Annotated in this window: 23 protein-coding genes and 2 pseudogenes; 11 read left to right on the top strand and 14 right to left on the bottom strand. The window is 71.5% G+C overall.

Annotated elements, in window-relative coordinates; all coding sequences use genetic code 11:
• The 3 genes and pseudogenes from ACFZDC_RS37505 to ACFZDC_RS37495 all read right to left on the bottom strand — a co-directional run.
• Positions 1-260 (bottom strand): annotated as a pseudogene (locus ACFZDC_RS37505) (helix-turn-helix domain-containing protein); the annotation flags it as partial.
• 91 nt (positions 261-351) lie between these two features.
• Positions 352-2,013, bottom strand: coding sequence for a threonine/serine exporter family protein (locus tag ACFZDC_RS37500; protein WP_391330969.1), 1,662 nt, complete (start codon positions 2,011-2,013; stop codon positions 352-354).
• 115 nt (positions 2,014-2,128) lie between these two features.
• A complete protein-coding gene (locus ACFZDC_RS37495; RefSeq protein WP_391330973.1) occupies positions 2,129-2,620 on the bottom strand; it encodes an inorganic diphosphatase in 492 nt (163 codons plus the stop codon).
• 124 nt (positions 2,621-2,744) lie between these two features.
• Between ACFZDC_RS37495 and dacB the strand changes: the two genes are divergently transcribed.
• The 6 genes from dacB (at position 2,745) to folE (ending at position 10,738) form a co-directional block, all read left to right on the top strand.
• The gene (gene dacB, locus ACFZDC_RS37490) at positions 2,745-4,301 is read left to right on the top strand and encodes a D-alanyl-D-alanine carboxypeptidase/D-alanyl-D-alanine-endopeptidase (protein WP_391330968.1); all 1,557 of its coding nucleotides are present in this window, start codon (positions 2,745-2,747) and stop codon (positions 4,299-4,301) included.
• A 447-nt stretch (positions 4,302-4,748) separates the two neighbouring features.
• Entirely contained in the window at positions 4,749-5,882 is a 1,134-nt protein-coding gene (locus ACFZDC_RS37485) for a zinc-dependent metalloprotease (protein ID WP_391330967.1), read from the top strand.
• Between the two features lie 192 nt (positions 5,883-6,074).
• Complete coding sequence (tilS, locus tag ACFZDC_RS37480) at positions 6,075-7,142, top strand: tRNA lysidine(34) synthetase TilS (protein ID WP_391330965.1); 1,068 nt, start codon at positions 6,075-6,077, stop codon at positions 7,140-7,142.
• An 85-nt stretch (positions 7,143-7,227) separates the two neighbouring features.
• Positions 7,228-7,788 carry a hypoxanthine phosphoribosyltransferase gene (hpt, locus tag ACFZDC_RS37475; protein WP_391330963.1) on the top strand — a complete coding sequence of 187 codons (561 nt, stop codon included), beginning with the start codon at positions 7,228-7,230 and terminating at the stop codon, positions 7,786-7,788.
• 195 nt (positions 7,789-7,983) lie between these two features.
• Entirely contained in the window at positions 7,984-10,023 is a 2,040-nt protein-coding gene (ftsH, locus tag ACFZDC_RS37470) for an ATP-dependent zinc metalloprotease FtsH (RefSeq protein WP_391330961.1), read from the top strand.
• Between the two features lie 112 nt (positions 10,024-10,135).
• A complete protein-coding gene (folE, locus tag ACFZDC_RS37465; protein WP_391330960.1) occupies positions 10,136-10,738 on the top strand; it encodes a GTP cyclohydrolase I FolE in 603 nt (200 codons plus the stop codon).
• A gap of 129 nt (positions 10,739-10,867) precedes the next feature.
• On the opposite strand, the gene ACFZDC_RS37460 is transcribed toward folE, so the two are convergent.
• The 6 genes from ACFZDC_RS37460 to ACFZDC_RS37435 all read right to left on the bottom strand — a co-directional run bounded on the left by ACFZDC_RS37460 (position 10,868) and on the right by ACFZDC_RS37435 (position 16,059).
• Positions 10,868-11,356 carry a DUF3180 family protein gene (locus ACFZDC_RS37460; protein WP_391330958.1) on the bottom strand — a complete coding sequence of 163 codons (489 nt, stop codon included), beginning with the start codon at positions 11,354-11,356 and terminating at the stop codon, positions 10,868-10,870.
• 58 nt (positions 11,357-11,414) lie between these two features.
• Positions 11,415-12,026 carry a 2-amino-4-hydroxy-6-hydroxymethyldihydropteridine diphosphokinase gene (folK, locus tag ACFZDC_RS37455; protein WP_391330957.1) on the bottom strand — a complete coding sequence of 204 codons (612 nt, stop codon included), beginning with the start codon at positions 12,024-12,026 and terminating at the stop codon, positions 11,415-11,417.
• Entirely contained in the window at positions 12,023-12,382 is a 360-nt protein-coding gene (gene folB, locus ACFZDC_RS37450; RefSeq protein WP_391330955.1) for a dihydroneopterin aldolase, read from the bottom strand. The genes folK and folB overlap by 4 nt, the downstream gene beginning before the upstream one ends.
• Positions 12,383-12,631: 249 nt before the next feature.
• Entirely contained in the window at positions 12,632-13,171 is a 540-nt protein-coding gene (locus ACFZDC_RS37445) for a nuclear transport factor 2 family protein (protein ID WP_391330953.1), read from the bottom strand.
• Entirely contained in the window at positions 13,168-14,082 is a 915-nt protein-coding gene (gene folP / locus ACFZDC_RS37440) for a dihydropteroate synthase (protein ID WP_391330951.1), read from the bottom strand. Before folP ends, ACFZDC_RS37445 begins: the two co-directional genes overlap by 4 nt.
• A gap of 162 nt (positions 14,083-14,244) precedes the next feature.
• Entirely contained in the window at positions 14,245-16,059 is a 1,815-nt protein-coding gene (locus tag ACFZDC_RS37435) for a phosphatidylglycerol lysyltransferase domain-containing protein (RefSeq protein ID WP_391330949.1), read from the bottom strand.
• Positions 16,060-16,286: 227 nt separating this feature from the next.
• On the opposite strand from ACFZDC_RS37435, the gene ACFZDC_RS37430 reads away from it, so the two are divergent.
• Together ACFZDC_RS37430 and ACFZDC_RS37425 are read left to right on the top strand one after the other, a co-directional pair.
• Positions 16,287-17,414, top strand: coding sequence for an alpha/beta hydrolase-fold protein (locus tag ACFZDC_RS37430; protein WP_391330947.1), 1,128 nt, complete (start codon positions 16,287-16,289; stop codon positions 17,412-17,414).
• Positions 17,415-17,536: 122 nt separating this feature from the next.
• Complete coding sequence (locus tag ACFZDC_RS37425) at positions 17,537-18,763, top strand: hypothetical protein (RefSeq protein ID WP_391330946.1); 1,227 nt, start codon at positions 17,537-17,539, stop codon at positions 18,761-18,763.
• 49 nt (positions 18,764-18,812) lie between these two features.
• On the opposite strand, the gene ACFZDC_RS37420 is transcribed toward ACFZDC_RS37425, so the two are convergent.
• The gene (locus tag ACFZDC_RS37420; protein ID WP_391330944.1) at positions 18,813-20,138 is read right to left on the bottom strand and encodes a PH domain-containing protein; all 1,326 of its coding nucleotides are present in this window, start codon (positions 20,136-20,138) and stop codon (positions 18,813-18,815) included.
• Complete coding sequence (locus tag ACFZDC_RS37415) at positions 20,135-20,638, bottom strand: PH domain-containing protein (protein ID WP_391330943.1); 504 nt, start codon at positions 20,636-20,638, stop codon at positions 20,135-20,137. Before ACFZDC_RS37415 ends, ACFZDC_RS37420 begins: the two co-directional genes overlap by 4 nt.
• Before the next feature lie 31 nt (positions 20,639-20,669).
• On the opposite strand from ACFZDC_RS37415, the gene ACFZDC_RS37410 reads away from it, so the two are divergent.
• The gene (locus ACFZDC_RS37410; RefSeq protein WP_391330942.1) at positions 20,670-21,818 is read left to right on the top strand and encodes an NADH-quinone oxidoreductase subunit D; all 1,149 of its coding nucleotides are present in this window, start codon (positions 20,670-20,672) and stop codon (positions 21,816-21,818) included.
• A gap of 75 nt (positions 21,819-21,893) precedes the next feature.
• On the opposite strand, the gene ACFZDC_RS37405 is transcribed toward ACFZDC_RS37410, so the two are convergent.
• On the bottom strand, positions 21,894-23,003 hold the full coding sequence (locus tag ACFZDC_RS37405) for an SAM-dependent methyltransferase (protein ID WP_391330941.1): 1,110 nt from the start codon (positions 23,001-23,003) through the stop codon (positions 21,894-21,896).
• Positions 23,004-23,121: 118 nt separating this feature from the next.
• Between ACFZDC_RS37405 and ACFZDC_RS37400 the strand changes: the two genes are divergently transcribed.
• Together ACFZDC_RS37400 and ACFZDC_RS37395 are read left to right on the top strand one after the other, a co-directional pair.
• Positions 23,122-24,327 carry a histidine kinase gene (locus ACFZDC_RS37400; RefSeq protein ID WP_391330939.1) on the top strand — a complete coding sequence of 402 codons (1,206 nt, stop codon included), beginning with the start codon at positions 23,122-23,124 and terminating at the stop codon, positions 24,325-24,327.
• Between the two features lie 99 nt (positions 24,328-24,426).
• Positions 24,427-25,116, top strand: a complete 690-nt coding sequence (locus ACFZDC_RS37395; protein WP_391330937.1) for a response regulator — start codon at positions 24,427-24,429, stop codon at positions 25,114-25,116.
• A gap of 158 nt (positions 25,117-25,274) precedes the next feature.
• Here ACFZDC_RS37395 and ACFZDC_RS37390 read toward each other — a convergent pair.
• Positions 25,275-25,562 (bottom strand): annotated as a pseudogene (locus ACFZDC_RS37390) (DUF5937 family protein); the annotation flags it as partial.
• Between the two features lie 159 nt (positions 25,563-25,721).
• Positions 25,722-26,918, bottom strand: a complete 1,197-nt coding sequence (locus ACFZDC_RS37385; RefSeq protein ID WP_391330935.1) for a beta-eliminating lyase-related protein — start codon at positions 26,916-26,918, stop codon at positions 25,722-25,724.
• Positions 26,919-26,981 lie beyond the last annotated feature (63 nt).

The following is a 26,981-nucleotide window of genomic DNA, read 5'->3' as shown; positions in this document are numbered from 1 at the left end:
TTCCGGCCGACCGTGGCCCACACATCGCCGCCGGTCTCCGCGTACCGCTTCGAGATCAGGCGGACCGAATCGCACGAGACCCCGACCCGGTCCGCAATCACCGCCCGCGGAGCGACCTCGCCGGCCGAGGTGTCCAACGCGAGCAGCACCCGCGCCCGCCTGATCATCGACGCGCTGCGGACCCCCGTCGTCGTCACACGCTCCAACGCCCGACGGTCTTCGGCACTCAAGACAACCGGATACTTCTTCTGCGAGGACACGGCACCCCTGCCCGGCCGAACGGAAGCATCAAGCGAAGCCTCCCCGACCCCAACTCCACCAACCAGAACGACACTTAGTCGCGACAGTCTACTAGAAGCCCCTGGTCCTCTTGGCTGCCCGGCGCTTACCGGCGGAGCCGACCCGCAGGGTCAACCGGGAGATCTCCGACCCCAGGTTGACACCGATGGCGATGGCCATGGCCAGGGAGGCCGCGTTCGCCAGCGACACGAGGCCCTTGTTCACCTCGTTCTGCGCCATGTTCAACAGCCCGAAGTACGTGGCGGAACCCGGCAGCAGGGGACCGATCGCCGCCGTCGTGTACGGCAGGGCGGAGGCGAACCGGTACCGGGACAGCAACTGTCCGAACAACCCCACCAGCCCCGCTGCCACGGCCGTGGACGCCACCGGTGAGATGCCCGCCGAATAGTGCATGGCGCCGTACACCGACCACGCGACACCGCCGTTGAGCGTCACCCACAGCACGGTGGACCGCTCCTGCTGCAGGAGCACCGCGAAGGTCAGCGACAGCAGCATCGAGGCCCCGATCTGCACCAGTGGCCGTTCGGAGATGCTCAGCGCCGTGTCCGGGTTCAGCTCGCCGCCCACCTTCACGCCGAAGTACAGGACGATCAGCACGCCGGTGACGATGCCGACGAAGAAGTACATGACCTCCAGCAGCCGGGCGGACGCGGTGATGTAGAACCCGGTCAGCCCGTCCTGCACGCCCGCCACGAGCGCCCGCCCGGGCAGCAGCGCGAACAGCCCACCGGTGATGACGGCGGACGCCTTCACATCGACGTGCGCCAGCGCGAACGCCACACCGATCGCCGCGGGCGGCATCGCGGCCACCGTGAACTGGTAGAACTCCGGCAGCCCACGCCCCGCGCACAGCCACGCCAGCCGGTCACCGAGCATCGCGCCCACCGCGGCCGCGACGAACACGATCAGGTCACCACCGACCAGTACGGAGGCCGCACCCGCGAGCAGCCCGCTCGCCAGGGTCAGTGCCCAGCCGGGGTAGGGGTGCCGGTTGCGGCGGATCTCCGCGAGCCGCCGGTAGGCCTCCTCCAGGGAGACGTGGGTCTCCGGGTCGGTCAGGTCGTCCACCAGCCGGAACACGGCCGCGAGCCGCGTGTAGTCCGTACCCCGCCGCCGTACCGTCCGCGACGCCGTGACCGGGTCCTCCACGAGTGACGGCTGGTGGGAGACCGACAGCAGCGTGAAGGTGACGTTGGGCTCGCAGCGGTCCAGGCCGTAGGACCGGCACACCGCGAACATCGCGGCCTCCACGTCCTCCGCGCCCTCGCCGCCCGCCAGCAGCAGCTCCCCGATACGCAGGGTCAGGTCGAGCACGCGCGGGATCGCGGGCCCGCCCTCCTCGGCGCGCTGCACGGGCTCGGGCGCCGGCCGCTCGGTCACCGGCATGCGCAGCATCGTGCGCATCCGGTCCTGCCAGGGCGCGTCCTTGATCAGGCTGACCGCCGGCATGCCCGTCGCAGGCGTGAACGCGGGCGGGGCGTCCTGGGCGCTGTAGGTGTTCGGCAGGCTGAACGCCGACCCTTCCGGCTCGGGACTCGGCGGCTGCGGCGTCTGCAGGCCCTCCGGCACGGCGAACTCGGACGTGGTCTCCGACTCACCGCCGCCCTTGAGGACTCCCAGGCCCTCGGGAATGGCGAACTCGGACGTGATCTCCGGGTCGTACGTGGTCCGTGCCTCGTCCGTCCGCGGCTTCCTGTCCTCCGTCTGCGTCACCTCGTACCGCTCCCTGAACTACACCTTGCGTAAGCCCCAGTATGCGCACGAGCACGCAAACGGGCCGCGCCACCCGGGACAGGGTGCCGCGGCCCGTGGAAGGCAAACCGGCCGGTCAGTGACCGCCCTGATCCTTGAAGCGCTTGTACGACCGCTCGATCTCCACCTCGGCGTCCGTGCGGCCCACCCAGTTGGCACCCTCGACCGACTTGCCGGGCTCCAGGTCCTTGTAGACCTCGAAGAAGTGCTGGATCTCCAGGCGGTCGAACTCCGATACGTGGTGGATGTCGCGCAGGTGCTCCACCCGCGGGTCGGTGGCCGGAACGCACAGCAGCTTGTCGTCGCCGCCGGCCTCGTCCGTCATACGGAACATGCCGATCGCGCGGCACTTGATCAGACAGCCCGGGAACGTCGGCTCGTCCAGGATGACCAACGCGTCCAGCGGGTCGCCGTCCTCGCCGAGGGTGTTCTCGACGAAGCCGTAGTCGGTCGGGTAGGCGGTCGAGGTGAAGAGGCGACGGTCCAGGCGGATCCGACCGGTCTCGTGGTCCACCTCGTACTTGTTCCGCGAACCCTTCGGGATCTCGATCGTGACGTCGAACTCCACCGGTGGCTCCTCCATGATCAACACATAGTTCTGGTGGTTAAGTGTCCCTCACGCAGGTGTGTGATCGCGAAAGGGGCTGGTGGTCGTGCCAGAGGTGAGGCCTTGGCGAGCCGCGAAACCGCACATGGTGCGGATCGCGAACGCCGTACGACCGCGTCTGGCGCGTGCCGCGGCGGCCGCGAAACCGCGGGTCGCGCGGCTGACGAAGGCGGTGCGACCCGGGCTTGCACACCTCCCCCGTCGCCGGAACGTCAGGACCTGGCAGTACAGCGCGGGCGCCGCCACCGCCGGGCTGGCGCTGGCCGCCGGTGTGGTGACCGCCGCCGGTCCCTGGGACGCCAACGGTCAGCGTACGGCCGAGCGGGACCGGGCCGCCGCCCTGGAGCGGCCAGGTGGCGCAGATCACGGCGACTCCGGTACGACCCCGAGGGCGCCCGGGCCCGCACCCAGCGCCGTTGCCGTCCTCGCGAGCCTGAGCGGGACCACGGACGCCGTCAGCACCAAGAAGGCCCCTACCGGCCAGAAGACCTTCACGGACGTCCTGGGGCCACTCCTGGGCGCCCCGGCGCTCGGCGGCACCCACACCGCGGCCGTCGTCGACGTCGGCACCGGCAAGCGGCTCTACGGCACCGGCGCCGACAAGGCACTCACCCCCGCCTCCACCACCAAGATCGCCACCGCCCTCGCCGCCCTGTCCGCCCTCGGCGCCGACCACCGCTTCACCACCCGCACCGCCCTCGAACCCGGCACCGAGGAACTCGTCCTGGTCGGCGGCGGCGACCCCACCCTCACCGCTCACCCGAAGGCCGACGGCTGGGCGAGCCTGCGCACGCTCGCCGCCGGCACCGCGAAGGTGCTGGGGCAGCGGGGCGTCCACAAGATCACGCTCTCGTACGACACCACGCTCTACTCCGGCTCCGCACTGCACCCCATCGGCGTCAACGACAACCTGGCCCCCGTCAGCGCCCTGATCACCGACGAGGGCCGCACCAACGCCTCCACCAGCGGCCCGGCCATCCGCGTGAGCGACCCGGCGGCCGACGCCGCGACCAAGTTCGCCGGTTTCCTCGACGACGCCGGCATCAAGACCACGGCTCCCGGCCCCTCCAAGGCCACGAGCAGCGCCGAGACCCTCGCCACCGTCTCCTCGCCCCCGCTGTCCACCCTGGTCGAGCGCATGCTGACCAACAGCGACAACGACATCGCCGAGGCCCTGGCCCGTCAGACCGCCCTGGCGAGCGGCAGGGCGGCGAGCTTCGACGGCGGCGCCGAGGCCATCGCCGAGCAGCTGAGAAAGCTCGGCCTGCCCATGTCCGGCGCCTCCTTCCATGACGGCAGTGGCCTCAACCGCGACGACAGGCTCACGGCGGACCTCCTCACCGCCCTCCTGGTCAAGGCCGGCGACCCGGGCCGCCCCGGTCTGCGCCCGGTCCTCACCGGCCTCCCCGTCGCGGGCTTCACCGGCACCCTGGCCCGCCGCTACACCAACGGCGCGGCAGGAGTCGTACGAGCGAAGACAGGCACCCTGACCGGCGTGAACACGCTGGCGGGCACCGTGGTCGACAAGGACGGCCACCTCCTCGCCTTCGCCTTCCTGGCATCGGGCACGGCGAACCCGCTGGAGGCCCAGGCAGCCCTGGACACCACCGCTACGGCACTGGCGGGGTGCGGCTGCGGGTAGCGGGAGCACGGGCTGGGTGGCCGCCGCTGGGGCCTGTCCGGCGGATCATGCCGGAATCGCGGGGCACGGCACGCCCGTCTGCGGCGTTGTCGTCGGTTGCCGACTCCCTGCGCTGGGCTGCGCTCGCGCGGGGGACCCCCATCGCATCGGCTCCTCCGCCTAGCCGCTGGACGCACCGTGCTCCGCTCAGCTGCACTGACAGGACGCCGTCGCCCTGAGCCGGCCTGATCCGCGACGACGGACCTGGCCTCGTCGCGCCTGGCACCCGAAGCCGGCCGGGCTGCGGCCGGGCGGAACAGGTGGGCACGGTCCCGCGGCGGCCCGCGGCGCCGGCACCGGACGGCCGGCACCGGTCCCTTCCCGCGCCAGGACCCCCGCACCACCGGCGCGGGCTGCACCCCACGCCACGGCCTGCCCCAAGTGGGAACGCTCACGTACGGTTGACACATGACGAGCTTCGGTGGCACCGCATCTCCCGGGATGGTCGACTGGAACCTCGCGGTGGCAACCGCGACACGGCTCGTGCGACCTGGCCCCGAAGTCAGCCGCGACGAGGCCAGGTCCGTCGTCGCGGAGCTTCGCCGGCACGCCAAGGCCTCGGAGGAACACGTCCGGGGCTTCACTCGGATGGGCACCGACGAGGTCCACGACACCCCCGTCCTCGTCGTCGACCGACCCGGCTGGGTGAGGGCCAACGTCGCCGGATTCCGGGAGATCCTCAAGCCCCTCCTGGAGAAGATGCAGGAACGCCGCGGCAGCAGCCCCGGCAGCGCCGTGTTCGGCGCCGTCGGCGGCAAGGTCACCGGCGTCGAAGTCGGCATGCTGCTGTCCTTCCTGGCCTCCCGCGTCCTCGGCCAGTACGAGACCTTCGCCCCCGCCACCCGCGACCTCCCGGCCGGCGACAACGGCGGCGGCCGCCTCCTCCTCGTCGCCCCCAACATCGTCCACGTGGAGCGCGAACTCGACGTCGAGCCACACGACTTCCGCCTGTGGGTATGCCTGCACGAGGAGACCCACCGCACCCAGTTCACCGGCGTGCCCTGGCTCCGGGATCACCTCGAGGGCGAAATCCAGTCGTTTTTGGCGGAGACCGACGTCGACCCGATGACCGTCCTCGAACGCGTCAGGGAAGCCGCCCAGTCCCTCGCCGGCGGCCGTCCCGAGGGCGAGGAGGACAACGGCGGTCACTCCTTCGTGGAACTGGTGCAGACCCCGGCCCAGCGCGAGATCCTCGGCCGCCTCACCGCCGTCATGTCGCTGCTGGAGGGCCACGCCGACTTCGTCATGGACGGAGTCGGACCACAGGTCGTACCCAGCGTCTCCGAGATCCGTGAGAAGTTCCAGCAACGCCGCGCCAAAGGCGCCTCCCGCCTCGACGTCGCCCTGCGCAAACTGCTCGGCCTCGACGCCAAACTCCGGCAGTACCGCGACGGCGAACGCTTCGTACGAGCCGTCGTCGACCAGGTCGGCATGGACGGCTTCAACCGCGTGTGGACATCCCCCAACACCTTGCCCACCAAGGCGGAGATCGCCGCACCGGCGGACTGGGTCGCACGGGTGCACCGCAAGGCCGAGTCGTGACCCCGTGAGGAGGTCGTGAAACGAATCCGGCCGACGGCAGGCGAACGCCCCTCCAATCACCCGTCCGAGGGACCGTGAGCCATGGGTAGGCGTGCAATGCTCGGGGAACGGCCCGCTTCTGTCACCATTTACACACTCTAAGTGACCGAGGCTTCGGGCTCACCCCCGACAACTTCATGAAGGGAACCGGACATGGGTCCCCATCCTGCGGTCGCGGCGATACGCCTGGCGGTCCGCCGCGTCCTCCACGACATCCTCACCGACCACAGCCGTACACCCGAAAATGCAGCGACAGCCGCTGCGGCGGCCACCGAAGAAGCCCGCGAACCGAGCCGGACCGAACGCCCGTCCCCGCTCGTGCTCGTCGCGTGCTCCGGCGGCGCCGACTCCATGGCGCTCGCCACCGCCCTCGCCTTCGAGGCCCCCAAGCTCGGCATCCGCGCCGGCGGCGTCACCGTCGACCACGGCCTCCAGCCCGGCTCCGACCTCCGCGCCGCGGAGGTCGTCCTCAGGCTGCGCGAACTCGGCCTCCACCCCGCCGAGTCCATCGCCGTGACCGTCGGCCGCGAAGGCGGCCCCGAAGCAGCCGCCCGCGACGCCCGCTACGCCGCCCTCGACGCCGCCGCCGAACGCCACGGCGCCGCCGCGGTCCTGCTCGGCCACACCCGCGACGACCAGGCCGAAACCGTCCTGCTCGGCCTCGCCCGCGGCTCCGGCATCCGCTCCCTGTCCGGCATGGCCGCGGTCTCGGGGGCCGGCGGCCGTTACCGGCGCCCCTTCCTGCACCTCGACCGGCAGACCGCCCGCAAGGCCTGCATGGTCCAGTCCCTGCCCGTCTGGGACGACCCGCACAACGCCGACCCCGCCTACACCCGCTCCCGGCTCAGGCACGAGGGCCTCCCCGCCCTCGAGAAGGCCCTCGGCAAAGGCGTCGTGGAGGCCCTCGCCCGCACCGCTCAGCTCTCCCGCGACGACGCGGACGCCCTCGACGCCTGGGCCAGCCAGGCCGAAGCCTCCGTACGCGACGCCTCGGGCCTGCTGGAGTGCGCCAAGCTCTACGCCCTCCCGCCCGCCGTACGCCGCCGCATCCTGCGCCGCGCCGCCATCGAGGCCGGCGCCCCGGCCGGATCCCTCTTCGCCCGCCACATCGAGGAAGTCGACCGGCTGATCACCGGCTGGCGCGGCCAGGGAGCCATCAATCTCCCGGGCAAAGTCGTCGCCCAGCGCCAGGGTGGCAGACTGGTGATTCGGCAAGGCTGAATCCCGACCACCGGAGCAACCCCTCCGACGGGCCGGACAGCCGGAGGCCGTGACAGCGGCCGTAAGTGCGGGACGACCGAAAGTGATGCGGGTGGACGCGAAAGACATGGGTGACGACCTCCAGCAGGTGCTCATCACCAAGGAAGAGATCGACGCGAAGCTGGCCGAGCTGGCCGCGAAGATCGACGCGGAATACGCGGGCAAGGACCTGCTCATCGTCGGCGTCCTCAAGGGCGCCGTGATGGTCATGGCAGACCTCGCCCGGGCGCTGTCCGCCCCCGTCACCATGGACTGGATGGCCGTGTCCTCGTACGGCGCGGGCACCCAGTCCTCCGGGGTCGTCCGCATCCTCAAGGACCTCGACACCGACATCAAGGGCAAGCACGTCCTGATCGTCGAGGACATCATCGACTCCGGCCTGACCCTGTCCTGGCTGATCAACAACCTCGGCTCCCGCGAGCCCGCCTCCCTGAAGGTGTGCACGCTGCTGCGCAAGCCCGACGCCGCCAAGGTCGCCATCGACGTCGAGTGGGTCGGCTTCGACATCCCGAACGAATTCGTCGTCGGCTACGGCCTCGACTACGCCGAGAAGTACCGCAACCTGCCGTTCGTCGGTACGCTCGCGCCCCACGTCTACGGCGGCTGAGCCAACAGGGCGAGCCCTTGTAAGACGATCGGGAACCCCAGCGGGTTTCGCGCCGTTGGAGCATGCAGAGGCGGGAATGCCAGCCGTCGATGCCGCTCCGTGCGGCTTCGGGCAACAATGCTGGGGTACCGTCAGAAGAACTGTCTTATCAAACTCACTATGGCAGGAGGGACGGGGCGGCACCGCTCCGTATGGATGGACGTGAAGCGATACTTCCGTGGGCCGGTCATGTGGATCGTGCTGGCCGTCCTTGCCGTGGTCGTGTTGATGCAGGTCGTCGGCTCGTCCGGCGGCTACAAGACGGTGGACACCGGCCAGGTCGTGGCGGCGATCAACGACAACAGGGTCGAGTCGGCCAAACTCACCACCGGTGACGAGCAGACCGTCAAGGTCACGCTCAAGGACGGTGTGAAGGTCGACGGCAGCTCGAAGATCCAGGCGAGCTACATCGGCGACCAGGGCGTGACCATCGCCAATACGCTGCAGACCAAGTACCAGGACAAGCAGATTCCGGACGGCTACACGGTGTCGCCGTCCAAGCAGAACCCGTTCCTCGGCGTGCTGCTCTCCCTGCTGCCCTTCGTCCTGATCGTGGTCGTCTTCCTGTTCCTGATGAACCAGATGCAGGGCGGCGGCTCCCGAGTCATGAACTTCGGGAAGTCCAAGGCCAAGCTCATCACCAAGGACACCCCGAAGACCACCTTCTCGGACGTCGCGGGCTGCGACGAGGCCGTCGAGGAACTCCACGAGATCAAGGAGTTCCTGCAGGAGCCGGCCAAGTTCCAGGCCGTGGGCGCCAAGATCCCCAAGGGCGTGCTCCTCTACGGCCGCCCCGGCACCGGCAAGACGCTCCTCGCGCGTGCCGTGGCCGGCGAGGCCGGAGTGCCCTTCTACTCGATCTCCGGTTCCGACTTCGTCGAGATGTTCGTCGGCGTCGGCGCCTCCCGCGTCCGTGACCTCTTCGAGCAGGCCAAGGCGAACGCCCCGGCGATCGTCTTCGTCGACGAGATCGACGCGGTCGGCCGCCACCGCGGCGCCGGCCTCGGCGGCGGTCACGACGAGCGTGAGCAGACCCTGAACCAGCTGCTCGTCGAGATGGACGGCTTCGACGTCAAGGGCGGCGTGATCCTCATCGCCGCCACCAACCGCCCCGACATCCTCGACCCGGCGCTCCTGCGCCCCGGCCGCTTCGACCGGCAGATCGCCGTCGACCCGCCGGACCTGCAGGGCCGCATGGAGATCCTCAAGGTTCACCAGAAGGGCAAGCCGGTCGCCCCCGACGTCGACCTGGCCGCCGTCGCCCGCCGTACCCCCGGTATGACCGGCGCCGACCTCGCCAACGTGCTCAACGAGGCCGCGCTGCTCACCGCCCGCAGTGACCAGAAGCTGATCGACAACAAGGCGCTGGACGAGGCGATCGACCGCGTGGTCGCGGGCCCGCAGAAGCGGACCCGGATCATGTCGGACAAGGAGAAGAAGATCACCGCGTACCACGAGGGCGGTCACGCCCTGGTCGCGGCGGCCTCACCGAACTCCGACCCGGTCCACAAGATCACGATCCTCTCCCGCGGCCGCGCCCTCGGCTACACGATGGTGCTCCCGGACGAGGACAGGTACTCGACCACCCGCAACGAGATGCTCGACCAGCTGGCCTACATGCTGGGCGGCCGCGCGGCCGAGGAACTGGTCTTCCACGACCCGACCACCGGCGCCGCCAACGACATCGAGAAGGCCACCAACCTGGCCCGCGCGATGGTCACGCAGTACGGCATGACCGAGCGGCTCGGCGCGATCAAGTTCGGCGGCGACAACAGCGAGCCCTTCCTCGGACGTGAGATGGCTCACCAGCGCGACTACTCGGAAGAGGTCGCCGCGCTGGTCGACGAAGAGGTCAAGAAGCTCATCGAGACCGCTCACAACGAGGCCTGGGAGATCCTGGTCGAGAACCGGGACGTGCTCGACAACCTCGTCCTGGCCCTCCTGGAGAAGGAGACCCTGGGCAAGGAGGAGATCGCCGAGATCTTCGCCTCGATCCACAAGCGTCCGCCGCGGCCCGCCTGGACCGGCTCCTCGCGCCGCACGCCCTCCACGCGCCCGCCGGTGCTCTCCCCCAAGGAGCTGGCACTGACCAACGGCGCGAACGGAGCGACGGCGGCGATCAGCACGGTCAAGTCCACGGCAGCGGAGTCCGCCCCGGTGACGGAGCAGACCCCGGAGGACCGCCCCGAGAGCTGACCTGCTTTCGGCCAACCGGCCCGGAATGAATGCCGCGACCCCCAGGTTTTAGCCTGGGGGGCGCGGCATTTTGGTATGCCCGCAGGTAAGACGTACAGGAACGAGGCATCAGATGACCGACCCCGTGACGCTGGCCGGTGACGGCTTCATCGGCGAGTTCGACGAGAAGCGCGCCGAAAACGCTGTTCGCGAACTCCTGATCGCGGTGGGCGAGGACCCTGGGCGCGAGGGCCTCAGGGAAACACCGGCGCGGGTGGCGCGGGCTTACCGGGAGCTCCTGGCGGGGCTGTGGCAGGAGCCCGAGGATGTGCTGACGACGACGTTCGATCTGGGGCATGACGAGATGGTCCTGGTGAAGGACATCGAGATCGTCAGTCTCTGTGAACACCACCTTCTGCCGTTCCACGGCGTGGCTCACGTGGGGTACATCCCGGCTGAGACGGGCAAGATCACCGGTCTGTCGAAGCTGGCGCGTCTCGTCGAGGTGTTCGCCCGGCGGCCGCAGGTGCAGGAACGCCTCACCACGCAGATCGCCGATTCGCTCATGCGAATCCTGGAGGCGCGTGGGGCCATCGTGGTCATCGAGGCCGAGCACATGTGCATGTCGGTCCGGGGTATCCGCAAGCCCGGCGCCAAGACCACCACTTCTGCGGTGCGGGGCCAGCTCCGGGACGCTACGACCCGCGCCGAGGCGATGAGCCTGATACTGGCGTAGTGACTTCAGGGCCGGCGGGCTCCGAGCTCCGGAGCCCGGACGGTACGGGCGAGGTGGACGGCCGTCGTCGAGGTGGCGCCGGCCAAGGCGCAACGGCACGGCCACCTGGCTCGCCGGTCCGGGTAGCCGTCAGGCCACCGGTTCGGCCCCCGTGTGGTTCTGCTCGTCGTCCTCGGGGAGTTTGCACACCCGCTCCAGGAACAGGGCCGCCGCTATCACGCCGATGCCTGCCAGGACCGAGAAGCCGGCGTAGATGGCCTGGTCGCGGCGGGCGGGGATGTCGAGGAGTTCCAGGAGGAAGACGCCCGTGCCGCCGTACATGCCGGCGACCAGGGCGGCCACGAGAGCGCTGGCCTGCCCGAAGACGACCGCTCGGGCGGCCATCAGGGGGTCGACCCCCTTCGCGCCGGGGCGGCGCTCGCGCTGGGCCTTGAAGCGGGCGCGCAGCGAGAGCGCCGTGGAGAGCAGGACCACTGCGATCAGGGCGAGGACGATGGGGGCGGCCAGGGGGATGCTGGGGAGCGTCCCGATCGAGTTCCAGAGGCGGGCGCCCGCCCAGGACAGGACTCCAGCCACGACGAACACGCCGGCCAGCACCCTGATGCGCAGCTCTCTCACGGTGTCCCTTCAGCTCCCCCGGACCGGTACCGGACTGTGGTCGTCTTGACCTTAACGACTACTCGGGCAGTCGGAGTTCCAGGTCCTTGCGGGCTTCGACGCCGTCGCGGGTGACGGCCGACAGCAGATCGGCCACGGTACCCCGGCCGGGCAGCTGTGCCTGCGGGTCGACGTCGTGCCAGGGCGCCAGCACGAAGGCGCGTTCGTGGGCGCGGGGGTGGGGGAGGGTGAGGTGCGGATCGTCGGAGGTGACGTTCGCGTAGGCGACGATGTCGACGTCGAGGGTGCGCGGTCCCCAGCGCTCGTCGCGGACCCGGTTGAAGGCCTCCTCGACGGCGTGGGCCCGCTCCAGCAGGGAGGAGGGGGGCAGGGTGGTCTTGAGGACCACGACGGCGTTGAAGTAGGAGGGCTGCGAGCCCGGTTCGACGCCCCACGGCTCCGTCTCGTAGACCGGGGAGACCGCCTTCACACGGACACCGGGAGTGTCCTCGAGGGCGTCGACGGCTCCCTGGAGGGTCTCCAGGCGGTTGCCGAGGTTGGAGCCGATGGAGATCACGGCCCACTTCGGGTTGCTCAGTGTCGTGTCGGCGGCGTCGACCTGCTCGACGACCGAGGCGGGCACCGGCTGGACGGTCGGGTCGCTGAGACCCTGGGCGAAAGGTCGGGTCATGCTCGGCTCCGGGTGATCGTGACGGTCACGTCGTCGAAGGGGACGGTGATCGGGGCGTCCGGCTTGTGGACGCGGACCTCGACATCCTGGACCTCTTCGTGCTTGAGACAGGTCTGGGCGATCCGCTCGGCGAGCGTCTCGATGAGGTTCACCGGTTCGCCCTCGACCACGGCCACGACCTCCTCGGCCACGATGCCGTAGTGCACGGTCTTCGTCAGGTCGTCGTCGGCGGCGGCCGGCCGGATGTCCAGGCCGAGGACGAGGTCCACGATGAAGGTCTGGCCCTCCTCGCGCTCCCTGGGGAACACACCGTGGTGCCCGCGGGCCTTCAGGCCGCGCAGCGCGACACGATCCACGCGAATCACTCCTGCAATCGTCGGGAACGACCGGTTGGTGTCGCGTGCGGGCGGCACGCCGGCCTCAGACGAATCTACCTGCGGGCACTGACACCGCCGGGTCACGGGAGCGTGTGCCCGGGTGGGTATCCGCAGACTTCACCGTGTGTTTTCCCTGGGGAACCCGGCCGCGTCATGGGCCGGTAGCCGCACATACCCCCGGGTTCGTGATTCCAACCACTTCTTGGTCCCTGTGGGGCGCGTACCCGCTCACGCGAGCGGGTTGTCGTCCGGATTCACGCCGTTCACTCCGCTTTGGTCGTTTTCGTCGTCCTCGTCGGTTTCGGTCAGTACGGGGGAGGCGTGGTGGGACCACAGTTTCCAGCCGGTGTGTGTGCGCCGGAACACGTTCGTGGCGACGACGAGCTGGCCGACCAGGGGGCCGAGTTCCGCGCCGTCCTCGGGGGCGGGGCCGCCGCTGAGGATGTTCTCGGTGCAGTTCACCAGGGCGGTGTCGCCGGTGACGGAGACGTGTACGTCGGTGAGGAAGAACTGGATGTAGTCGGTGTTCGCCATGATCAGCGCGTACGACCTGAGGACGTCCGCGCGGCCGGTGAGCACCGGCCAGCCGGGGTGGACGCAGGAGATCACGCCGGTGTCGGCCGGGTCGTGGTACTCCTCGTCGACGCCCAGGTCGGAGGGTGTGAGCCAGAGCGAGGACAGTTCCTCGAAGTCTCCGCGCTCCAACGCCTCGTAGAAGGCGGTGTTGGCGGCCTCCACCTGCTCGACGTCGGTGTGGGGGGCGCTCACCGGGCTCCTTCCGCCCCGTGTTCGCCGTCGGTCGCCGGTGTGCTCGGCGTCGTACGCGCCCCTTCCACGGCGCGCGCGACCCGTACCGCGTCGGCTGTGGCGCGTACCTCGTGCACCCGTACCGCCCACGCGCCGGCGTGTGCCGCGAGGGCCGAGACGGCGGCCGTGGCGGCGTCTCGCTCGCGGGCCGGCGGGGGTGCGCCCTGCGGGCCGGCGAGAACGCGGCCGAGGAACCGTTTGCGGGAGGCGGCGACGAGCAGGGGGTGGCCGAGGGCGTGCAGGCGGTCGAGGTGGGCGAGGAGGCCGAGGTCGTGGTCGGCCTCCTTGGAGAAGCCGAGGCCGGGGTCGACGACGATGCGGTCGGGGGCGATGCCGCCCGCGAGAACGGCCTCCACGCGCGCGTGCAGTTCGTCCACGACTTCGGCGACGACGTCCTGGTACATGCCCTTGACGTTGCCGCCGTCGAGGAAGCCGCGCCAGTGCATGACGACGAAGGGGGCGCCCGTGGCGGCGACCACGGGGATCATGGCGGGGTCGGCGAGGCCGCCGCTGACGTCGTTGACGAGGGCCGCGCCGGCCGCGAGGGACTGTTCGGCGACGGAGGCGCGCATGGTGTCCACGGAGACGACCACGCCTTCGGAGGCGAGGCCGCGGACGACGGGGATGACGCGCCGGAGTTCCTCGGCCTCGTCGACGCGGGTGGCGCCGGGGCGGGTGGACTCGCCGCCGACATCGACCAGGTCCGCGCCCTCGGCGACCAGGTCCAGGCCGTGTTTGACGGCGACGGTCGTGTCGAACCAGCGGCCGCCGTCGGAGAAGGAATCGGGGGTCACGTTGACGACGCCCATGACCGCGCACCGGTCCCATGCCGGTAGACCCGCCACTTCGCCGCGCCCGCTGAGGTTGTTCATACGTTCAGCGTAGGCCCAGGGCGGCACCGTGAACGCGCTGTGGCCCGGGCGGAGGCCCCTGTGCCGGAGGGGGTGGGGCTTCCGCCCGGGCCGGTCGGGGGCCGGTCCGGGAATGGGTGCCGGGACCGTGGGGTCCGGAGGATGTACGGCGACAGGCCGGGGTCAGGCGGCTCGGACGTCGCGTTCCGCGACGGCGTGCGCGCAGGGGCGCTGGGCGGCCGCCCAGCGCCGGCGCAGGAAGCGCGGCAGCGGCAGGGCGAGGGTGACGAAGCCTTCGGCCTGCATGGCGGCGAAGCCGATGCGGGGCAGGTCGGCGGGGGCGCGGTAGACGACGAAGCGCGGCTCCCAGCGCGGCTGGAACTTCGCGTTGAACTTGTACAGCGACTCGATCTGGAACCAGCGGGAGAGGAACACGAGCAGTCCGCGCCAGGCGCGCAGCACCGGGCCTGCGCCGATCTTCTCCCCACGGGCGAGGGCGGAGCGGAACATCGCGAAGTTCAGCGAGACCCGTGTGATGCCGAACTTGGGTGCGGCCTGCAGGGCGGCGACGATCAGCAGTTCGTTCATGCCGGGGTCGGCGCTGCGGTCGCGGCGCATGAGGTCCAGGGAGGCGCCGTCCTCGCCCCAGGGCACGAAGTGCAGGATCGCCTTCAGGTCGCCGTACTCGCCGGGCTGGTCCTCTGCCTTGTGGGCGGTGGCTATCAGGCAGTCGCCGTCGGCGGGGTCGCCGATGCGGCCGAGTGCCATGGAGAAGCCGCGCTCGGTGTCGGTGCCGCGCCAGTCCTCGGCGGCCCGGCGGATGCGCTCCAGCTCGGCGTCGCCGAGGTCACGGATGCGCCGTACCCGGGTTTCGTAGCCGGCCCGCTCGATGCGCTTGACCATCTGGCGCACGTTGCGCATCGCGCGTCCGGCGAGTGAGAAATCCGCCACGTCGACCACCGCCTCGTCGCCCAGTTCCAGGGCGTCCAGGCCGGTCTCGCGCGTCCACACCTCGCCGCCCGTCTCCGAGCAGCCCATGACCGCGGGGGTCCAGGAGTGGGCCTTGGCCTCGTCCATGAAGCGTTCGATGGCGCCGGGCCACGCCTCGACGTCGCCGATCGGGTCGCCGCTGGCGAGCATCACGCCGGAGACGACGCGGTAGGTGACGGCCGCCTTGCCGCTGGGGGAGAAGACGACCGCCTTGTCGCGGCGCAGCGCGAAGTGGCCGAGGGAGTCGCGGCGGCCGTGCTTCTCCAGCAGGGTGCGCAGCTTGGCCTCGTCCTCCTCGGTGAGGCGGGCGGCCGGGTGTTCGGGGCGGAAGGCCAGGTAGATGGTGGTGGCGGCGGTCAGCCAGCCGAGGGCGCCGAGGGAGAAGGCGACCGTCCAGGAGGTGTTCCCGGCGTAGTCCACGGGGCCCTCGAAGCCGAACAGGCCGTAGACGACGTGGGTCAGCCGATCGGCAAGGCTCGGGTCGCCGACCATGCGGTGGGGGTGAACGCTGACGATGACCAGTCCGAGGGCCAGGGAACCGGCGCTCATGAGGACGAAGTTGGCGAGCGCGCGCCAGCGGCTGCGCGGGTCGGGCAGGGCGGCGAACTCGTCGCGGTGGCGCAGCAGCGGCACGAGGAGCGCCGCCGAGACGAGCATGCCGATGAGCGAGTGCCGGTACACGAACTGGGCGACCGCACCGGCCGGCAGCAGGGCGACCGCGGCGCGCCACGCGCGGCGTTTGCGTCGTTTGAGCCCGTGCGCGAGCAGCAGCAACAGCACGCCCGCGCTGAGGGAGAGCGCCGCGGCGAAGGGCCCGAAGGAGCCGGGCAACACCTCGGCCATGGCGTGCATACGGCTGTGACGGAAGCGTGGGAACACGCCCGCCGCAATGTCCACCACGCCTACGAGGGCGCACGCCCTGGCGACCAGGGCGGGGGCGGCCTCGGGGCGCGGGCCGCGCAGTATGCGCCGCGCCCGGCTTGATCGGCTCGGAACCCCGCCCGACATTTCCCCATCTATCCTGACAGACATCGCATCCCGTAGTTCTGCGAGAGACCTTGAATCCGGTGCCGATTGGGGCATCCGGCGACATTGCGCCCTCTAGGACGGTGTCTCGGGGAGAGAGGTTCACTCCCCACCGGAAAGCCGGGTCAAAGGCCAAGGAAAGCCCCGGGCAAGCCCTCGCGACGATGCGTGGACGGCCACGGGCGGAAAGCGCAGGCAGGAAGCAGCCCATGGGTCTCACGAGCAACAAAGTGCTGGCGCTCGCGGTCGTGTTCGCCGCGGTGCTGTTCGTCGCCACGGTGTGGCTGTGGCCGCGGCTCGCCCGGCGGAGCTGGCGGGCCGTCAGCGGGCGGGTCGGCCTGCTCCTTGCCACCCAGCTGGCGCTCTTCACCTCCCTGGGGATCGCCGCCAACCAGGCCTTCGGCTTCTACGCCGGCTGGGCGGACCTGTTCGGCCGGGAGACCGACCAGGGCGTCGTCGTCAACCACTCGGTCAACGGCAGTACGGGCGGCCCGCTCCAGGTGCTCTCCACCGCCGCGGTGCAGGGCGTCAGCGGTTCGCGGCCGCAGACGACCGGGCAGATCCAGCGGGTCGGCATCGTGGGCCGCACGTCCCACATCGCCACACCGGCGTACGTCTACCTGCCGCCCGAGTACTTCCTGCCGCAGTACCGCACGCGTACGTTCCCGGCGGCCGTCGTGCTGACCGGCTACCCCGGTACGGCCCAGGCGCTGGTGAACAAGCTGCACTATCCGCGTGTGGCACAGGAGCTGGCCAAGGACGGGCGCATGCAGCCGATGATCCTGGTGATGCTGCGACCGACCGTGGCGCCGCCGCGCGACACCGAGTGTGTGGACGTCCCGGGCGGCCCACAGACGGAAACGTTTTTTGCGAAGGATCTTCCGGAGGCGGTACTGGCTCACTACCGGGTGGGCGGGCATCCCGGCAGCTGGGGTGTCATCGGTGACTCCACCGGCGGCTACTGCGCGCTGAAGCTCGCCATGCACCACCCGAACGTCTACGCGGCCGGCGCGGGTCTGTCGCCGTATTACAAGGCGCCGCTCGACCCCACGACCGGAGACCTCTTCCACGGCGACGGGAATCTGCGGAATCGCGCCGATCTGTGGTGGGTCCTGGCGCACAGCCCCGCGCCCGACACCTCGCTGCTCGTCACCAGCAGCAGGATCGGCGAACACAACTACCGGGACACGCTCAGGTTCATAGAGCGGGTGCGGGCCACGAACCTGACCCGGATCTCGTCGATCATCCTGGACAGCGGCGGGCACAACTTCAACACCTGGCGGCGGGAGATCCCGGCGACGCTGCAGTGGATCAGCGGGCGGCTGAGCGACCGCTGAGCCACCGGGTACCGTGATGCCGCGTGAAGCCTGCGGTGCGGCTGTCCCCGTGAAGCTGCGGTGTGGCTACTTTTTGCGGGGCGGGGGTCCGCGAACCGCCTACGCGCGGTAAGTTTCTGGCCATGCCACGTGGACGCCACCGCCATTCCCCGCCTCTGCACCGGCTGTTGCCTCCGTCGGCGATCGCCGCAGTCTCCGTCGTCTGCGCGCTGGGTCCCTGGGTGTTCTCCGAGGTCATCGTGTTGCGCACGCTGGCCGCCGGCGCCGCGGCGACGGCGGTCGTCGGCGCGGTCGTGATGCGCCGCTGGGACGCCCAGGCGGGCAGGCAGGTCGCCGACCTCACACGCGCGCGTGCCAGCGACGAGTGGCGCTACGAGGAGCGGGTCGCCGAACTGGAGACCGACCTCGAGGAGTCGCGCGAGCTGCGCACCAAACTGGAGCAGCGACTGCGCGCCAAGCGCGCGGAGCTGGCCGGGCTGCGCAACGAGCACGCGGCCCTGCTGCGCCGCTACGCCACGGCGGAGACCGAGCGGGCGAGCGCCCTGGAGGGGCGCCGGCTGCTGGAGATCGAGGCGGCCGTGCCGTCGGGCGTGCCCGCGCTGCCGCCCGCGCGCAGCGCCGAGCCCGAGGCCGCCGAGACGGCCGGGGCGGGCGGGAAGGAGCCCAGGACCGGCGCCGCGTTCTCCGCCGAGGGTGCCCAGCTGTTCCTGAAGGCCGCGGTGGCACTGTCCCGGCTCGACCGTGACGGGGCGTCAGCCAGGGCCAAGGACGAGACGGTCGAGCCCGAGTCCCTGAAGGCCGAGCCGGCCAAGGCCCAGCCCGCGGTCGAGCCGGCCACGGCCCAGCCCGCGGTCGAACCGGACACGGCCGGGTCCGCCGAGGCCCGGGGTGACGGTCCGGAGAACCAACCCGCGCAGGAGGCCGCTCAGGAGGGCGAGGCCCAGGGGAAGCCCGAGGCGGCCGACGGGCACGCGCGCGCGGCCGCCTCCTCGACCGCGCCGGAGCGGCCCGCCAAGTCCGCCGGCCGGCAGCCCTCCGGTCACTTCACCGTGCCGACCGCGGTCGCCGTCGTGCCGGCCGCGCCCGTCCGGCGCCCGGCGATCGAGGGCGGGTTCGACTTCTTCGGCACCCAGAAGCAGACATCGTCCGCCGCGCTGGAGTCCGTGCAGAACGAGGACCTCGCCGACGTCGTCGGCCAGGAGGCCCTCGCGCTGCACAAGGCGGAGACCGAGGCGCAGTTCAAGCCGGCCGACGCGGAGTCGCGCGGCGTCGGCCAGGTGATCGACCTGACCGCGCACGACGAGACGGAGCAGATCGACATCCAGGGACTGCGCACCGCGGCCTCCTGACACCTCACCAGGCACCGGGCCCGGCTCATCCCCGAGGGGTGGGCCGGGCTCACGCCATCCAGCGGTCCGGGCGGGCGTCCCTGCGGCCGGTACGGGACCGCTCCGCCTGGGCGCACAGCAGCCGCGCCGCGTCCTCGGCGTCCCACAGGCGGGCCGTGACGGTCTTGCCGGCCCCGGTGTCCACATGGACGTCGGCGAGCCGCCACAGACGCTCCCAGGGCCCCTGGGTGAGCCGTACGCTCTGGACCTTGGCGTGCGGAACCAGTGACAGGCGGCGGCGCAGCAGGCCGTGCCGGGCGGCGAACACCGTCTCGGTGACCGCGAGGCCGTGCCCGCGCCACCACACCGGTACGCACCACCCGGCCCGCCGCGGCGGCCGGGACAGCGACGCCGGTACGGTCACACCGGGCAGTATGCGCGCGATGACCGACTCGGCGACCGCGCGCGGGGCGACCGGCACCAGCACGGAGTTGTCGGAACCGGCCACGTCCAGCTCCACCCGGACCCAGCCCAGCCGCCGCCACAGCAGTGGCTCCACGATCCGCACGGTCTGCACGCGCCCCGGAGGCACTGTCTCGTGCGCGCGGTCGAGCAGCCCGTGGTCGATGCGCAGCCCGTCCGGGGACTCGGCCACCGTCCAGTCGTACTCGGTGACGAACCGGCCCGCGCTGCTCGCGCCCGCCGCGCCGAGCAGTGGCAGGCCCGCGGCGAGCACCGTCCACACGCTCTGGGTGGCGAGCCAGAGCACCGGCGGTACGACGAGGGCGGCGATCAGGGAGCCCCAGGTGGCGCCCGTCAGCACCAGGGAGAGCGCCAGCTCGCGCGGCGGCACGCGCAGCAGCTCGTGCGCCGGCGCCTCGCCGACTTCGTGCGCCGTCTCGGGCGCGAAGCCCGCCGCGCGCGCGAGCAGCTCCGCGCGCAGGGCACGCGCCTCCTGTTCACCGAGAAAGGCGAGTTCGTCCTTCTTGTCGGCTCCTACGACGTCGATCCGGAGCTTGGCCACGCCCGCCACGCGCGCGAGGAGCGGACGGGTGACGTCGACCGCCTGGACGCGTTCCAGCCGGATGTGCGCGGTGCGCCGGAACAGCAGCCCGGTGCGGATGCGCAGTTCGCTGTCGGTGACCGCGAAGTGGGTGAACCACCAGGACAGGAAGCCGTAGAGGCCGGCCGCAGGGACCAGCACGGCGAGCCCGACGAGGAGCATGGTGGAGGTCAGCCGCTGCAGCTGCTCCTGCGCGCCGTTCGGGTCGTGCACGGCCCATCCGGCGAGTACGGCGACCGGCGCCCAGGCCCGGCGGAAGGGCGTGACGGGGTGCAGCCGCCGCTCGGCGACGGTCGGGCGCGCCGGTGCGTCGTCGAGATCCGGCGCGGTCACAGGCCCGCCGATCGGGCCTGCCCGAGCTCGGTGAGCCGGTCGCGCAGCCTCTCCGCCTCGGCCGGGTGCAGACCCGGGATGGCCGCGTCGGTCGCCGCGGCCGCGGTGTGCAGCTGCACGCTGGCCAGTCCGAAGTACCGCTCCACGGGTCCCGAGGTGACCTCGACCAGCTGCATCCGCCCGTACGGCACCACGGTCTGCTCGCGCCACAGGACGCCGCGGCTGATCAGCAGGTCGTCGGCGCGCTCGGCGTACCGCCAGGAGCGCCAGTTGCGGCCCAGCAGCCGCCAGCCCCACGCGGCCAGGGCCAGGGGCAGCAGCGCGAAGGCGGCCCAGGCCGGTCCCGCGAGCAGGCCGGGCAGCAGCCCCGCCAAGAGGGCGAGCACGCCCGTCCACATCACCAGCAGCAGCCGCCGCATGCGCAGCAGGCCGGGCGGCAGCCCCCGCCACGCCTGCCCGTCCCCCGCCACCCCGGTCTCCTCCGGGATCCCCGTCTCCATGGCCTCAGCGTACGTAGGGGAAACTGGGTCCATGACTGCGACGGAGACCACGGTCGGCATCGGCGGCGCCGCCGAGAGCACCGACATGGTGCTCAACATCGGCCCCCAGCATCCGTCCACGCACGGCGTGCTGCGGCTCAAGCTCGTGCTGGACGGGGAGCGCATCCAGCATGCGGAGCCGGTGATCGGCTATATGCACCGGGGCGCCGAGAAGCTCTTCGAGGCGCGCGACTACCGGCAGATCATCATGCTCGCCAACCGCCACGACTGGCTGTCGGCGTTCTCCAACGAGCTGGGCGTGGTCCTCGCCGTGGAGCGGATGCTGGGCATGGAGGTGCCCGAGCGGGCGGTGTGGACCCGTACGCTCCTCGCCGAGCTGAACCGGGTCCTGAACCACCTGATGTTCCTCGGGTCGTACCCGCTCGAGCTGGGTGGGATCACGCCGGTCTTCTACGCGTTCCGGGAGCGCGAGGTGCTCCAGAACGTGATGGAGGAGGTCTCGGGCGGGCGCATGCACTACATGTTCAACCGCGTCGGCGGCCTCAAGGAGGACCTGCCGGCCGGATGGACCGCACGCGCGCGCGCCGCCGTCGCCGCCGTGCGGTCCCGCATGGACGTCTTCGACGACCTGGTGCTCGGCAACGAGATCTTCCGGGGGCGTACGCGGGGCGTGGGGGCGCTCGCGCCGGAGACGGTGCACGCGTACGGCGTGAGCGGGCCCATCGCGCGCGGCTCGGGCGTCGACTTCGACCTGCGCCGCGACGAGCCGTACCTGGCGTACGGCGACCTGCAGGACACCCTGAAGGTCGTCACCCGGACCGAGGGCGACTGCCTCGCCCGCTTCGAGGTCCTCCTGGAGCAGACCCACAACGCGCTGGACCTCGCCGACGCCTGTCTGGACCGGTTCGCCGAACTGCCGCCGGGCCCGATCAACCAGCGGCTGCCCAAGGTGCTGAAGGCGCCGGAGGGACACACGTACGCGTGGACCGAGAACCCGCTCGGCATCAACGGCTACTACCTGGTGAGCAAGGGTGAGAAGACCCCGTACCGGCTGAAGCTGCGCTCGGCGTCGTACAACAACATCCAGGTGCTGACCGAGCTGCTGCCGGGGACGCTGGTGGCGGACATGGTGGCGATCCTGGGGTCGATGTTCTTCGTGGTGGGAGACATCGACAAGTAAGGCCAAGTAAGGCCAAGTAAGGCCAAGCAGGGATCAAGCAGGCGCCGAGCAGGGCCGAGCAGGGTCGGGCACGCCTCAGGCGAGGGGGTCCGGGGCGAGTGGGTCCGGAATGCCAACCGGCTGGAGCAGCCAGCCGAAGTCGCCCAGCCCGCCCGGGGCGGTGAGTTCCGCGGCCTCGCCGGCGCTCGCGAGGGCGCGCACGTAGGCCGAGGGGTCCGTGGAGGCCAGCGCGAGTGGGGGGCGCGCGCCGGTGAGGTCCAGGGCGCGCAGAGCGGCGCGTTGCGTGAGCAGGCGTCCGGTGGGGAGCGTGCGCGCCTGCTCGGAGGGCGTGTGCGCTGTGTCGGGGAGCATGTCCGCATCAGGGAGCGTGTCCGCCGTACGAGGTGCCGCGCATGCGGCAGCGCACGCGTCCAGCGCGACGTGTGCCGTGATGTCGCACGACCCGTCCGGCACCGGAGCCGTCTCACGCCCCTCCCGGAAGCCGGTGAGGGTCCCGAAGGGGGGACGTGCGTCCGCGGTGTGCGCGTAGTCCACGGCCACCGCGAGCCCCCGCGCCACCGCGTCCACCGCCGCCGCCCACGCCCGGTCCCTGGGCAGCCCGATCTCCGCACGCAGCCCCTCCTCGGCCGGCAGCGGCCACCACCGCGCCAGCCAGTCCGCCTCCGCGCCCGACACCGGCTCCCCGAGCCGCTCGGTGCCGTCGTCCGCGACCAGCGCCAGCCGGGGCACGCCCGCCGCGTCCACCTCGGCGACGTCCACGGGCACGTTGTCCAGCCACTCGTTGGCGAACAGCAGCCCGGTGATCGCCTCCGGGGGTCGGCTGGACCAGGTGATCCGCTCGTCCAGGCCCGCCGGACGGCCGGCGACCTCGACGGCGTGCCCGCGCGCGCGGGCGGCCACGTCGGACGGCAGGGCGGCGAGCACGCCGGTGACCAGCTCGCCGCGCCCCGCGCCCATGTCGACGAAGTCCAGCGTCCGCGGTCGCCCGAGCACCTCGTCGACCCGGCACAGCAGCCGGGCCACGGCCCGGGCGAACAGCGCGGACGCGTGTACGGACGTACGGAAGTGCCCGGCCGGGCCCTCGGGCCGCCGGTAGAAGCCGCCGGGCCCGTAGAGCGCCTCCTCGGTCGCCTCCCGCCAGCCGCGTCCCTCGTGGCCGCTCTCCGCCGCCGCCTCATCCGTCACCGGGACAGACTAGGCGCACAGGTGATCAGGGCCTCCACCTTGCGGAGTACACGTCCCGCGTGCGGATCGGCCCTCCGGTTGACCCCTGCACGCATCCGGTTTCCCTACTCTGGGTTACGTGCAACGCCTCTATGACTTCCTCCGCAGGCACCCGACATGGGTCGACACCTTCTGGGCCGTCGTCCTGTTCGGGCTCTCCGGCGTGAGCGTGGTGAGTGTCAGCGGGGCGCACGACCACCACATGTCGATCGGTGCGGGGCTCGCGGTGTCCGCCGTCCTGTGCGTCGTCGTCGCCCTGCGCCGGCGCCACCCGGAGGCGATGCTGCTGCTGGCCCTCCTGACCGGGATGGTCCAGCTGGTGCTGGACATCGAGACGACCGTGGCCGACTTCGCCATGCTGGTGATCACCTACACGGTCGCCACGGTCGGCGCGCGCTGGGCCTCCCGGCTCGCGCTCGTCGTCAGCCTGTCGGCGGCGGCCCTGGCGCAGATCCGCTGGCCGGCCCAGCACAGCAGCCTGCTGGGCCAGCTGGCGATCGCGGTGTTCCAGACCGTGCCGTTCGCCCTGGCCTGGGTGCTCGGCGACTCCATGCGCACCCGCCGCGCCTACTTCGCCCAGCTGGAGGAGCGCGCCGCCCGGCTGGAGAAGGAGCGCGAGGCGCAGTCCAAGGTGGCGGTCGCCGCCGAGCGTGCCCGGATCGCCCGCGAGCTGCACGACGTCGTCGCGCACAACGTGTCGGTGATGGTGGTCCAGGCCGACGGCGCCGCCTATGTCCTCGACACCGCCCCCGACCAGGCGAAGAAGGCCCTGGAGACGATCTCCTCCACCGGTCGTCAGGCCCTCGCCGAGATGCGCCGCCTGCTCGGCGTGCTGCGCACCGGCGAGCACCAGGAGAGCGGGGAGTACGTCCCCCAGCCGGACGTCGAGCAGATCGACGAGCTCGTCGAGCAGTGCCGCAGCTCCGGGCTGCCCATCGACTTCAAGGTCGAGGGCACCCCGCGCCCGCTGCCCAGCGGAGTGGAGCTGACCGCGTACCGCATCGTGCAGGAGGCGCTCACCAACACCCGCAAGCACGGCGGGCCGAACGCGGGTGCGAGCGTGCGGCTGGTCTACTTCGACGACGGGCTGGGCCTGCTCGTCGAGGACGACGGCAAGGGTGCCCCGCACGAGCTGTACGAGGAGGGCGGCGCCGACGGCCAGGGCCACGGCCTGATCGGCATGCGCGAACGCGTCGGCATGGTCGGCGGCACCCTGGACGCCGGCCCACGCCCGGGCGGAGGATTCCGGATCAGCGCGCTGCTCCCGCTCAAACCGGCTCACTGACGCCGTCGCACACCCCCTGATGACACCTGTCACACCCCCCGTTGACGGCCCTGAAGCCGCTCAACGAAGACACGCAACGAAGACATGGAAGAGGACTCGATGACGATCCGCGTGATGCTCGTCGACGACCAGGTGCTGCTGCGCACCGGGTTCCGGATGGTGCTCGCCGCCCAGCCGGACATGGAGGTCGTCGCGGAGGCGGGCGACGGTGTCGAGGCCCTTCAGGTCGTGCGTTCCACCGCTGTCGACCGTTCCACCGCTGTCGACGTCGTTCTGATGGACGTGCGCATGCCGAAACTGGACGGCGTGGAGGCCACCCGGCGGATCTGCTCCGAGCCCAACCCGCCGAAGGTGCTGATCCTCACCACCTTCGACCTGGACGAGTACGCCTTCTCCGGGCTGAAGGCGGGCGCCTCCGGCTTCATGCTCAAGGACGTGCCGCCGGGCGATCTGCTGGCGGCCATCCGCGCCGTGCACAGCGGAGACGCGGTGGTGGCGCCCTCAACCACCCGGCGCCTGCTGGACCGGTTCGCGCCGATGCTGCCCTCCGCCGGCACGGAGCCCCGGCACAAGGAGCTGGAGCGGCTCACCGACCGGGAGCGCGAGGTCATGGTGCTGGTCGCCCAGGGGCTGTCGAACGGCGAGATCGCGGCCCGGCTGGTGCTGTCCGAGGCGACGGTGAAGACCCACGTGGGCCGCATCCTGACCAAGCTCGGTCTGCGCGACCGGGTGCAGGTCGTGGTGCTGGCCTACGAGACCGGGCTGGTGCGGGCCGGCGGCCATGGCTGACGCGCTGGGCTGTGGCTGACGCGCTGGGCTGTGGCTGGCGCCTCGGGCCGTGGCTGACGTGCTGGGCTGCGGCTGGCGCCTCGGGGCGTGGCTGACGCCCCGGGCCACAGCTGCGCCACCGGCCAAGGCTGACGCCGCGGGGCAACGGCTGACGCCGGTGGGATCCCGGCGAGCGGGGCGAAGACGTCGGAGAACGTCGTGCGCCACAGGAAGTCGGCCTCGCACAGCCGGTCGGCCAGGCCCCGGTCCAGCCGGGTCGACACGGCGGTCGCCCGGCGGCCCTGCAGCCGCGGGTGGTGGCCGGGCTCGCTGAGCGCGTGCAGCGCCATCCCCAGCTCCGCCGGCGGAGAGGGCACGACGGAAACCCTCTTCCACCTCTCGGCTTCGCTCGAGCCGGGGGCACCCCCATCGGCCGGCAGCCCGGTGATGTCGATGATCACGATCATGCCCCCATCGTGCATCCGGCCACTGACAGCGCCCCCGCCGATCGACGCCCGCCGTCAATCCACAGGACATCCGCCGTGAGCAGGAGCAACCTGAGGACACCGGGGCAGCCGCGGAGCCCGATCAGCCGCGTGAACAACCCTTCAGGTCAATACACCTGGCTAGGCCTTGTCCGGCAGACGGTCCACGAAGTCCCGCACCGCCGCGCGGACGTCGTCGGCGGTCCACTCCAGACCCTTGGCGCGGACGACGACCTCCGTGAACGCGATGCCGGGCCCCGGGTTGTCCCAGCCGTTCGCGAAGAGCATCACCGAGGTCTCCTCGGCCTGGCGCACGGCCGCCTCTGCCACCACGTCCGGCTCGTACGGCAGCCAGACCTGGAACTCGTGGGTGTGCGGCACCTCCGGGTGCACGCGGGCCCAGGGCACCCCGGCCGCCGCGAAGCCCTCGCGCAGCGCGGCGGCCACCACACGCGCGTGGCGCACGTAGGCGGGCAGCCGCGGCAGCTCACGATCCAGGCCGACGAGCGCGGACAGCGCGGTCGGGAACTGCTGGAAGATCATGCCGCCGTACCGGTGCCGCCAGGTCTTCGCCTCCTCCACCAGCGTCTTCGGCCCGGCGAGCGCGGCGCCGCCGAAGCCGCCGACGGACTTGTAGAACGACACGTAGACGCTGTCGGCCAGGCCCGCGATCTCCTCCAGAGGGCGCCCGAAGTGATCCGCGCACTCCCACAGGCGCGCGCCGTCGAAATGCACCACCGCATCGCGCTCCCGCGCCGCCTCGACGACCTCGGTCAGCTCGTCCCAGGTGGGCAGCACGAAACCGGCGTCCCGCAGGGGCAGTTCCAGCATCAGCGCACCGAAGGGCTCTTCGAGGTCGCGTATCTCAGCTGCCGTCGGCAGCTGGGACCCGCTGCCCACCCGGACCGGGCGCAGGCCGCTGACCTGGCTGAACGCGTGCCGCTCGTGTACCTCCGGGTGGGACAGGGGGTGCAGGGCCACCGCCGGGTTGCCGGTGCGGGCCGCCCAGCAGCGCAGGGCCACCTGCTGGGCCATGGTGCCCGTCGGGAAGAACGCGGCGGCCTCCGTGCCGAGCAGCCCGGCGACCCGCTCCTCCAGGGCCGCCACGATCCGGTTGCCGTAGACGTCGGCCGGCTCGTCCAGGTCGTACACCTCGGCCCCCGCCTCCGTCAGATGCGCGAGACGTTCCCGGATGGTCGATCCCCAGCCCCCGCGCGACAGCGTGCGCCGCGCCTGCCGCTGGGCGGCCGCGCGCCGCGCCCGCAACCGCTCCTGTGCCGATCGTTCCGCGCCCTGCTCGGTGTCCTGCTCGGAGTGCTGCCCGGCCGTGTCAGTCATGCTGGGGATCATGCCGTGACGCCCCGGGGAAGGGCACCGGGATTTCCGCGCGGCGGCCCGGTC

The sequence above is a fragment of the Streptomyces sp. NPDC007905 genome, assembly GCF_042959345.1.
Taxonomy (GTDB): domain Bacteria; phylum Actinomycetota; class Actinomycetes; order Streptomycetales; family Streptomycetaceae; genus Streptomyces.
This window is presented reverse-complemented; position numbering and strand designations above follow the sequence as displayed.